We start from the raw sequence: 9,501 nt of genomic DNA on the forward strand, positions 1-9,501 counted from the left end.
CACATTTGCTAATATAGCCGCGCAGCCGCCCGGCCCGCGCCCTTGCGGGGGCGTTGCGCGCTTGGGCCGTGGTCCCAGACGATGTCGCGTGGGTGCCGCATGGAGGAACCGCAGATGGAACAGCACGACAAGGAACTCGATGCGCGCGGACTGAATTGCCCCCTGCCGATTTTGCGCACGAAGAAATCGCTCGCGGACATGAGCTCGGGGCAGATCCTGAAGATCCTCGCCACCGATCCGGGCTCGGTGAAGGACTTTCAGGCGTTCTCCAAGCAGACCGGGAACGAGTTGCTCGAGCACGCGCAGAACGACGGCGAGTACGTTTTTCTGATGCGCAAGAAGTGAGAGATCACAACTCTCCCTCACCCCCAGCCCCTCTCCCGAAGGGAGAGGGGAGCGTCGTGTGCCCGCCAGGCGGGCAGGTTCCCGGATAGGGGAGCACGCGCTACTCGCGCACGATCCCCAGTCGCACGTAATGCGCGCGGATATGGCTGCGTAGCACCGGCAGCTTGATCCACAGCACCCCGCCCGCCCCGATGCAGCAGGCTCCCGAGAGCGCGAGCGTCGCGGTCGCACCGATCCGTTCTGCCAGCGCGCCGGCAGCGAGGCTGCCCATCGGAATCATGCCGAGGAACGACATCGTATAAAGGCTCATCACGCGCCCGCGCTTTTCGTCTTCGACGATGGTCTGCAGGATCGTGCTGGTGCCCGTGATGACGACCAGCATCCCGGCGCCGACGAAGAAGAGCAAGAGGTAGGCAAGCCACAGCCAACGCGTCTGCGAAAAGGCCATCAGCGCGCTACCTGCCGTCACGGCGGCTGCCAGGATGATGCGCGCGAGGCCTCGTACGTCTCTGCGCCCGGCCAGCACCAGCACCGCAACGCCGCCGCCCAATCCGGCTGCGCCCGTGAGGTAGCCCAGGGTGTCCGCGCCGCCGTGAAAGATCTCGGCGGCGAATATCGGCATCAGCGCCTGATAGGGGGCGATCATGAAGCTCACAACGGCGAGCGTAGGCAGCAGAATACGCACCGGCACGGTATCCCAGGCATAGCGCAGCCCTTCGGCGAGATCGGCGGCCACGCGCGCCTGGCGTCGCGCGCGCGGGCGTTGCTCGATTCTCATCGCCGCGACCGCGGCAATGACGCCCAGCTTGCTCAGGGCGTTGACGAGGAAGCACAGCGCTTCGCTGGAGACGGCCATCAGCACCCCGGCGATGGTGGGTCCGATGAGCCTTCCCGCCTGCTGCATGAAGGCGCTCAGGGCCACCGCGCTCGGCAGATCCTCGCGCGCGGTGACCATCTCGGGCAGAAACGTCTGGCGCAGCGGCGTATCGGCTGCCTGGATGATGCCCAGAAGCGTTGCCAGCGCAATGACGTGCCAGGCGTTCAACAGATCTGCATAGGCGAGCCCGGCCATGGCTACGGCATGGATCGCCGCGAACACCTGCGTGATCAGGAGCAAGCGCTGGCGATCGACCCAGTCGGCCAACAAACCCGTCAAGGGGACGAAGAAAAACAGCGGCGCCATGCTGGCGAATCCCGTCAGCCCGAGCAGCAGCGCGGAGCCGGACAGGCGGTACACCAGCCAGCTCATGGCGATGGTATGGATCCAGGTACCGATCACCGATACCGTCTGGCCGGCGAAGAAGAGGCGGAAGTTGGGATGCCTGAGCGCGCGCAGCGAATGCTTCATGCGCGCCCGCTCATTCCCGCACGCGGCTCACTGCAGCCGGGCGAGCTGGGCGTTCAGCTGGTCGAGCGTCGCGCGGAAATTCTCCAGCCGATCGCGCTCCTGCGCGACCACGCGCTCGGGTGCGCGCTCGACGAAGTTCTGATTGGCGAGCTTGTCCTCGGCTTTGTGCACTTCGCCTTCGAGGCGCTGCTTCTCGCGCGTGAGGCGTTCGCGCTCGGCCGCGACGTCGATCTCGATCTTGAGCATCAGGCGGAAATCGCCCACGATCGCAACCGGCGCCTCGGCGCGCGGCAGCTCGGCGAGCGCGCTCACTTCCGACAGGCGCGCGAGCGCCTTGAGATACGGCGCATAGCCTTCGATGCGCGCGGCATCGCCCGAAACGAGCAGCGGCACGCGCTTGCCCGGGCTCACGCCCATTTCGGCGGCGAGCTGGCGGCAGGCGTTGATCATGTCCTTGAGCGCCGCGATCCGGTTCTCCGCACCCGCGTCCATCCGGGCGGGCTGCGGCGACGGATAGGGGGCGATCATGATGCTGCCTCCGCTCTTGCCGGCGAGCGGGGCGACCTTCTGCCACAGCTCCTCGGTGATGAAGGGAATGATCGGATGCGCGAGACGCAGCACCGCCTCCAGTACGCGCACGAGCGTGCGCCGGGTGCCGCGTTGAGCCGCGGCATCGCCGGCGCCGAGCTGCACCTTGGCGAGCTCCACGTACCAGTCGCAATACTCGTCCCAGACGAACTCGTAGATCGCGCGCGATACCATGTCGAAGCGATAGTCGCGAAAGCCCGCGTGCACGGCGGTTTCGGCGATCTGCAGCCGGCTCACGATCCAGCGATCGGCGTCGGTGAGTGTCACCGGCAGACTTTCGTCCAGCCCGGTGTCCTGGCCGTCGGTATTCATGAGCACGAAGCGCGCGGCATTCCACAGCTTGTTGCAGAAATTGCGGTAGCCGTCGCAGCGGTTCAGGTCGAACTTGATGTCGCGCCCGTGGCTCGCCAGGCTCGCGAAGGTGAAGCGCACGGCGTCGGTACCGAAAGCGGGGATGCCGTCGGGGAACTGCCGGCGCGTGGCGGCTTCGATGCGGGGTGCATCCTTGGGATTCATCAGGCCGGTCGTGCGCTTGGCGACCAGTGCATCGAGCGCGGTGCCGTCGATCAGATCGAGGGGATCGAGGATGTTGCCCTTCGACTTGCTCATCTTCTGGCCTTCGGCGTCGCGCACGAGCCCCGTCACGTACACTTCCCGGAACGGAACCTTGCCGGTGAAGTGCAGGGTCATCATGACCATGCGCGCCACCCAGAAGAAGATGATGTCGAAGCCCGTCACCAGCACGCTGGAGGGCAGGTAGAGCGCCAGCGCCGGGTTGTCTTCGGGCCAGTCGAGGGTCGAGAACGGCCACAGGGCCGAGGAGAACCAGGTATCGAGCACGTCCTCGTCCTGGCGCAGCACGAGGTGCGGGTGCGTTCGCTGCAGGTCTTCGCGCACGTCCGGGGGCAGCGCGCCGGTTGCGCGCAGGATGTCGAGCGTACCGATCAGCGCGCGCAACCGTTGCGCATCCGAGGTGCGCTCGTTATCCGCCGCCAGCAGCCCGGCGGCCTGCCGATAGGCGCCGACCTCATCGTGCGCGACGATCACGCGACCGAGCGTGTCGTACCACGCGGGAATACGATGACCCCACCATAGCTGGCGCGAGATGCACCAGTCCTGGATGTTCTGCAGCCACTGGTTGTAGACCGTGGTCCAGTTCTCGGGCACGAACCGGATCTGCCCGTCGGCCACCACGTCGAGCGCCGCCTGCGCGATCGACTTGCCGCTCGGCCCCGGCTTCGACATCGCGACGAACCACTGATCGGTGAGCATGGGCTCGATGACGGCATTGGTGCGATCGCCGCGAGGTACGGTCAACCTGTGCGGCTTCACCTCGGCCAGCAAGCCCTCGGCTTGCAGATCGGCAACGACGCGTCCGCGCGCCTCGAGCCGGTCGAGCCCGCAATACGCCGGCGGCGCGTTGTCGTTCATGCGCCCATCGAGCGTCATGACGACGATCGGGTCGAGCGCGTGGCGTTGCCCCACCTGATAGTCGTTGAAGTCGTGCGCCGGCGTGATCTTGACGCAGCCGGTGCCGAACTCGGGATCGACGTAGTCGTCGGCGATCAGCGGGATGCTGCGCCCGGTGAGCGGCAGCACGACGCGGCGACCCAGCAGATGCGCATAGCGCGAATCGTTCGGATTGACCGCCACGGCGACGTCGCCGAGCATCGTTTCCGGACGCGTGGTCGCAACCACGATGTCGCTGCTGCCGTCTTCGAGCGGGTAGCGGATGTGCCAGAGCTGGCCATCCTCCTCCTCGGAGACGACTTCCAGGTCGGACACGGCGGTCTGCAGCACCGGATCCCAATTGACCAGGCGCTTGCCGCGATAGATGAGGCCCTGCTCGTACAAGCGCACGAAAACGTCGCTGACGGTGCGCGAGAGCCCCGGGTCCATCGTGAAGCGTTCGCGCTCCCAGTCGCACGATGCGCCCAGGCGGCGCATCTGGCGCGTGATGGTCGAGCCGGACTCGGCCTTCCATTGCCATACGCGCTCGACGAAAGGCTCGCGTCCGAGCGCTCGCCGATCGACACCCTGCTGCTCGAGCTGGCGCTCGACCACGATTTGCGTGGCGATACCTGCGTGGTCGGTGCCGGGCTGCCAGAGCGTGTTGCGTCCGCTCATGCGCTGGTAGCGGATGAGCGCGTCCATCAACGTATGCTGGAACGCATGCCCCATGTGCAGCGTGCCGGTCACGTTTGGCGGTGGCAGCAGGATGCAATAGCCGGGTTTCCCCGGCGTATAGCCGGCGCGAAAGTAACCTGCGGCTTCCCAACGCCCATACCACGAACGCTCGATATCCTGCGGCTCGAAACTCTTGGCGAGGTCCATCGGAGGGGGGGCGGGGGAAAAGGCCGGCATTATACTGGAGCCCGCGTTGGCTTCCGGCGACGGAAGCGCCTTGGCCACGCTTCGAGCCTGCTCGGCGAGCACCTCGCGCAGCGACGACTGCAGTTGGTTCGCGATGCTGCCCCCCACGCGCTCGGTCATGCGTTCGGCCATGCGCTCGACCGCCTGGTTGAGCGCATCGCCGATGGCCGGCAGAAACCGCTTCTCGATCACCTGCGCAATCTGTTGATCGAGACTTGCCTTGAGCTTGAGATAAACCTGGTGCTCGAGGTTCTGCGTTTGGACGCGGGTGATCACCGAGGGCTCGGTATCGCTCCCACTGCCCGGGCGCGCGGGGAGCGTATCGCGCCCAACCACATCGCTGCCTGCCAGGTCCGCGCCTGCTTCGGGCTCGATCGCCTCCGGCGGCTCGAATAACGGGGCGGGCGGAAGCACCACATCGGTCAGAACCGGGATGTCCGGATCGTCGTCCGGGGGCAGCAAACCGCGTGGTCCGGGCTCCTGAGCGCGCTGCCCTTGCAGTGGGCTCGCGTCGAGCGCCAGCGGGGCAGGCGACTCGGAAGCTCGAGGCGCATCGGGCGCCGCGGTGCGGTCGGCTGCCGCAGCCGGCGGCTCCTCATCGGGCGATCGTGGGGGAGGGTCCATGCCGCGGTGCTTGTTGAGCAGCGCATCGACCTTGCGGATGAGATCCCGGTTGTGCGCGTCGTCGCTCATCATGCCCGGTTGGTGGCGGTGGGCGCGCTGCGCGACATGTCGTGGTTGCGCAGCTCGTAACCGCGGTCGCGGTAATAGCGATAGCGTGTGCGCGCCGCTGCCGCATCGTCCTCGTCGCCGGCAGCGACGATCTCGACCAGCCGGTGGAAGCGGCTGAAGAACGGTGGCACTTCGGCGCGCAGATTCACCAGCACGTCGTCGTGCGCGAACGTAGTCGCCTCGCAGTCCAGGATGACGGGCGTGACGGCGGCGAGCGGATCGTGAGCGGCGACGTGCGGAACGAACCCCGTCGCGGGCACGCTCCACAGCATGCGCGACAAACGCTGGCAGGCGTCGCGGTCGGCGGCCCACAGCATGAGCCGCGCTCGCGCAGCGAGCGCCTTGGCGCAGAGCCGGCGCACGAAATCGTGCTTGTCCGGCACCTGGGTGTAGAAATCGATCGTGGTCACGCGCCCGAGCTTCGCGAGCCGGCGCCGGAGCGCTCGATCAGGAACTGCGCGAGCAGCGGTACCGGCCGGCCGGTTGCGCCTTTCTCGCGGCCGGACTTCCATGCCACGCCGGCGATATCGAGATGCGCCCAGCGAAAATTCTTGGCGAAGCGCGACAGGAAGCAGGCGGCGGTGATGCTGCCCGCGGGCCGTCCGCCGATGTTCGCCATGTCGGCGAAATTGCTGCGCAGCTGTTCCTGATAGTCGTCCCACAGCGGCATGTGCCAGGCGCGGTCGTAGGCCGCATCGCCGGCAGCCAGGACCTCGCGCGCAAGCGCGTCGTCGTTGGAGAACAGGCCCGCCGCGACATGACCGAGGGCGATGACGCAAGCGCCCGTGAGCGTGGCGACATCGATCACGGCCGCCGGCTTGAGGCGCTCGCAATACGTGAGCGCATCGCACAGGATGAGACGGCCCTCGGCATCGGTGTTGAGGACTTCGACGCTCTGCCCCGAGAGCGTTCTCACGATGTCGCCCGGCTTGGTCGCCCGGCCGCCGGGCATGTTCTCGGTGCTCGGAACGATCCCGACCACGTTGAGCGGCAGGCGCATCTGTGCCACGGCGAGCAGCGTGCCGAGCACCGAGCCGGCGCCGCACATGTCGAACTTCATCTCGTCCATCTCGGCCGCGGGCTTGAGCGAGATGCCGCCGGTGTCGAAGGTGACGCCCTTGCCGATCAGCACCACGGGTTGCGCGGCAGGGTCCGCGCCCCGGTAGTCGAGCACGATGAGCTTGGGCGGCTCGGCCGTGCCGCGCGCCACTGCCAGCAGCGCCCCCATGCCGAGGCTCTCCATGTCGGCGGCTTCGAGGACTTCGCAGCGCATGCCGTGCGCGTTCGCAATGCCGCGCGCCTGCTCCGCCAGGTACGTGGGCGTGCACACGTTCGGGGGCAGATTGCCCAGATCCTTGGCGAGCCGCATGCCCTCGGCGACCGCCTGCGCCTGGTGCGCAGTCGTCTCCGCTTCGGCGAGCTCCGAGCGGCGCGTCACGGTGAGCGTCAGACGGCGCAGCGGCCGGCGCACTTCGTCCTGCTTGCTCTTGAGCTGATCGAATCGATACAGCGTCTCGGCGGCGACCAGCACCGCTTGCGCGATCTTCCAGGAAAGGCCGCGGCGGCGCACGGGCAGCTCGGTCAGGAACAGCACGGCTTCCATCGCGCCGGTGTCGTTGAGCGTGCGCACCGCGGCGCGGCAGGCATCGCGGTATTCCTTGTCGCGAAACTCGCGTTCGCGCCCCAGCCCCACCAGCAGCACGCGATCGCCGAGGACGTTCGGGACATTGTGCAGCAACAGGGTCGCGCCGAGTTTTCCTTCCATGTCGCCGCGGCGAACGATCTCGGCGAGATGGCCGTTCGCAGCGCGATCGATCGATTCCGCCGCCGCCGACAGCTTGCGCGACTCGAACACGCCCACCACCACGCAGGCGCTGCGTTGCTTCTCGGGGGCCCCGCTTTTTATGCTAAATTCCACTGCGCTCTCCTGCTTCGAACAAGCGACGCGGGCGGGGTATTTCGGAGCGCCGGTCCGCGGACGTTGTCCGGAGGGTCGACATCTCTGCGCAGCCCCGAGGGTGGCGCCTCCCCTGCCGGTATCTCGCTGAATTATCGGAGCACTGGCAACGTCAAGTCAAAAAAGGCAATAGGACGGCCGACGCATGATTTTTCGTCGGACCCTGCTGCGCGAGTTCGCGACGACCGCCGCAGGCGTGTTCGTGGTGCTGGTGGCGATCACGCTCACTACCCAATTCATCCGCTACCTGGGGCAGGCCGCGGCCGGCACGCTTGCGGTGGACGCGGTGGCCGCAATGCTGAGCTTCAGCGCGCTGGGCTATTTCCCCGTGCTGCTCACGCTCACGCTCTTCATTTCCGTGCTGATGACGCTCACGCGCAGCTACCGCGACTCGGAGATGGTCGTCTGGTTCAGCTCCGGGATGAGCCTCTACGGCTGGATTCGGCCGGTGCTTGCGTTCTCCCTGCCGCTCGTCTTCACCGTCGGCCTGCTGTCGCTGCTGCTCTCGCCCTGGTCGGTGCGCCTGGCCGAGGAATATCGCGTCCAGCTCAATTCACGCGACGAGCTCTCGGGTGTGGCTCCCGGGGTGTTTCGCGAATCCCGGCACGCCGAGCGGGTGTTCTTCGTGGAGCAGATGGAGGGCGAGGCGAATCTCGTCGGCAACGTGTTCGTGCGCTCGCTGCAGCACCAGCGCGAAGGCGTGATGGTGGCGCGGAGCGGCTACCAGGAAGTCGCGCCGAACGGCGATCGGTTTCTCGTCCTCATGGACGGCAGCCGCTACGAGGGCACGCCGGGCTCGCCCGAGTTTCGCATTACCCGCTTCGAGCGCTATGCGATTCGCGTCGAAGCCTATGAAGCCAAGCCCGGGCTGCCGACCGTCAAGTCGCTCGATACCTACGACCTGTTGCGACTGCAATCCGCGCGCGCGCGCGCGGAGCTCACTTGGCGCATCGGGCTGCCGGTCTCGGCGCTGGTCCTGTCGCTGCTGGCGATCCCGCTCTCCTTCGTCAATCCCCGCGGCGGCCGCTCGCTCAATCTGATCCTGGCCCTGCTGATCTACCTGGTCTACAGCAACTGCATGAGCATGGTTCAGGCCTGGGTTGCGCAAGGCCGGGTGGGCGCCGTCGCCGGCATCCTCGGCGTGCACACCGCCATGCTGCTCGTGCTGGCAGCGCTGTTTTACCGGCGCGTGGCGGTCTTTTCGCTGCGGCGCAGATTCGCATGAAGCTCATCCGCCGTTATCTCGTCACCGAGACGCTCGGTGCGACGGCCTTCGTATTTGCCGCGCTGGTGAGCCTGTTCGCCCTGCTCGATCTCATCCGCGAACTGAAGGATTTCGGCCAGGGCAGCTACCGTCTGCCGCAAATCTTCGGCTACGTGCTCATGTCCATTCCCGGGCACGTGTACGAGCTGTTTCCGATCGCGGTGTTGATCGGAACCATCTTCGCGCTGGCACAGCTGGCGGCGAGCTCCGAGTATGCCGTGATCCGTGTTTCCGGCGTGTCGGTGCGCCGTTTCGCCTGGATGCTCGCGCAGATCGGCCTGGTGCTGGCCGCGGTGAATTTCCTGCTGGGCGAGTTCGTCGCCCCAGCCTCGGAGCAGGCCGCCCAGCGCCTGCGCGTGCGGGCGAAAACGGGCGTGGTCGCGAGCGACTTCCGCTCGGGGTTGTGGATACGCGAGGCGCGCAGCTTCATCAACGTGCTGCAGCCCTTGCCGGACGCGACCCTGGCCGGCGTTCGCATCTACCAGTTCGACGACGACTACCGGCTGCTCTCGATCAGCTATGCCGAGCGCGGGGTGTATCAGAACGACGAGCGCTGGCTGCTGCGCAACGTCGTACGCACCGTGTTCGATCAGGGCCGCACGCGGGTCGAGCGCGTCGACCAAAGCTACTGGACTTCGGTGCTTTCGCCCGCGATCCTGAACGTGCTGCTGGTCGATCCGGAACAGCGCTCGGTGCGCGACCTCGTTTCCTACGTCGAGCATCTGCGCGAGAGCCGGCAGCAATCGATCCGGTACGAGATCGCGCTTTGGACCAAGTTCACCTACCCCTTGGCCGTGGTGGTGATGATGGTGCTCGCGTTGCCGTTCGCCCATATGCAGCGGCGCACGGGCGGCATCGGCGGTCGGATTTTCGTCGGCATCATGCTGGGATTGG

The 9,501-nt window shown here is 66.8% G+C and carries 7 protein-coding genes; 3 read left to right on the forward strand and 4 right to left on the reverse strand.

What is annotated here, in order from left to right; genetic code table 11:
* Positions 1–114: 114 nt before the first annotated feature.
* Positions 115–345, forward strand: a complete 231-nt coding sequence (locus tag GEV05_23045; GenBank protein MPZ46207.1) for a SirA family protein — start codon at positions 115–117, stop codon at positions 343–345.
* 100 nt (positions 346–445) lie between these two features.
* Here GEV05_23045 and GEV05_23050 read toward each other — a convergent pair whose 3' ends face one another.
* From GEV05_23050 to GEV05_23065, 4 genes are all read right to left on the reverse strand, one after another.
* Positions 446–1,693 carry an MFS transporter gene (locus tag GEV05_23050; GenBank protein ID MPZ46208.1) on the reverse strand — a complete coding sequence of 416 codons (1,248 nt, stop codon included), beginning with the start codon at positions 1,691–1,693 and terminating at the stop codon, positions 446–448.
* A 27-nt stretch (positions 1,694–1,720) separates the two neighbouring features.
* Positions 1,721–4,615, reverse strand: coding sequence for a valine--tRNA ligase (locus tag GEV05_23055; protein MPZ46209.1), 2,895 nt, complete (start codon positions 4,613–4,615; stop codon positions 1,721–1,723).
* A 731-nt stretch (positions 4,616–5,346) separates the two neighbouring features.
* Positions 5,347–5,796, reverse strand: coding sequence for a DNA polymerase III subunit chi (locus tag GEV05_23060; protein ID MPZ46210.1), 450 nt, complete (start codon positions 5,794–5,796; stop codon positions 5,347–5,349).
* On the reverse strand, positions 5,793–7,304 hold the full coding sequence (locus GEV05_23065; GenBank protein ID MPZ46211.1) for a leucyl aminopeptidase: 1,512 nt from the start codon (positions 7,302–7,304) through the stop codon (positions 5,793–5,795). The genes GEV05_23060 and GEV05_23065 overlap by 4 nt, the downstream gene beginning before the upstream one ends.
* Before the next feature lie 184 nt (positions 7,305–7,488).
* On the opposite strand from GEV05_23065, the gene lptF reads away from it, so the two are divergent.
* Together lptF and lptG are read left to right on the forward strand one after the other, a co-directional pair.
* Complete coding sequence (gene lptF / locus GEV05_23070) at positions 7,489–8,568, forward strand: LPS export ABC transporter permease LptF (GenBank protein ID MPZ46212.1); 1,080 nt, start codon at positions 7,489–7,491, stop codon at positions 8,566–8,568.
* Positions 8,565–9,501 (forward strand): LPS export ABC transporter permease LptG (lptG, locus tag GEV05_23075; protein ID MPZ46213.1); only part of this gene is annotated, 937 nt, incomplete at its 3' end. The genes lptF and lptG, both read left to right, overlap by 4 nt.

It is taken from the genome of Betaproteobacteria bacterium (genome assembly GCA_009377585.1).
Lineage (GTDB): Bacteria > Pseudomonadota > Gammaproteobacteria > Burkholderiales > WYBJ01 > WYBJ01.

What these genes read in the sequence shown, in the direction of transcription:
- GEV05_23050 (MPZ46208.1), bottom strand. Translation starts at nt 1,693, where the DNA reads ATGAAGCATTCGCTGCGCGCGCTCAGGCATCCCAACTTCCGCCTCTTC.
- GEV05_23055 (MPZ46209.1), bottom strand. Translation starts at nt 4,615, where the DNA reads ATGGACCTCGCCAAGAGTTTCGAGCCGCAGGATATCGAGCGTTCGTGG.
- lptF (MPZ46212.1), top strand. Translation starts at nt 7,489, where the DNA reads ATGATTTTTCGTCGGACCCTGCTGCGCGAGTTCGCGACGACCGCCGCA.
- GEV05_23045 (MPZ46207.1), top strand. Translation starts at nt 115, where the DNA reads ATGGAACAGCACGACAAGGAACTCGATGCGCGCGGACTGAATTGCCCC.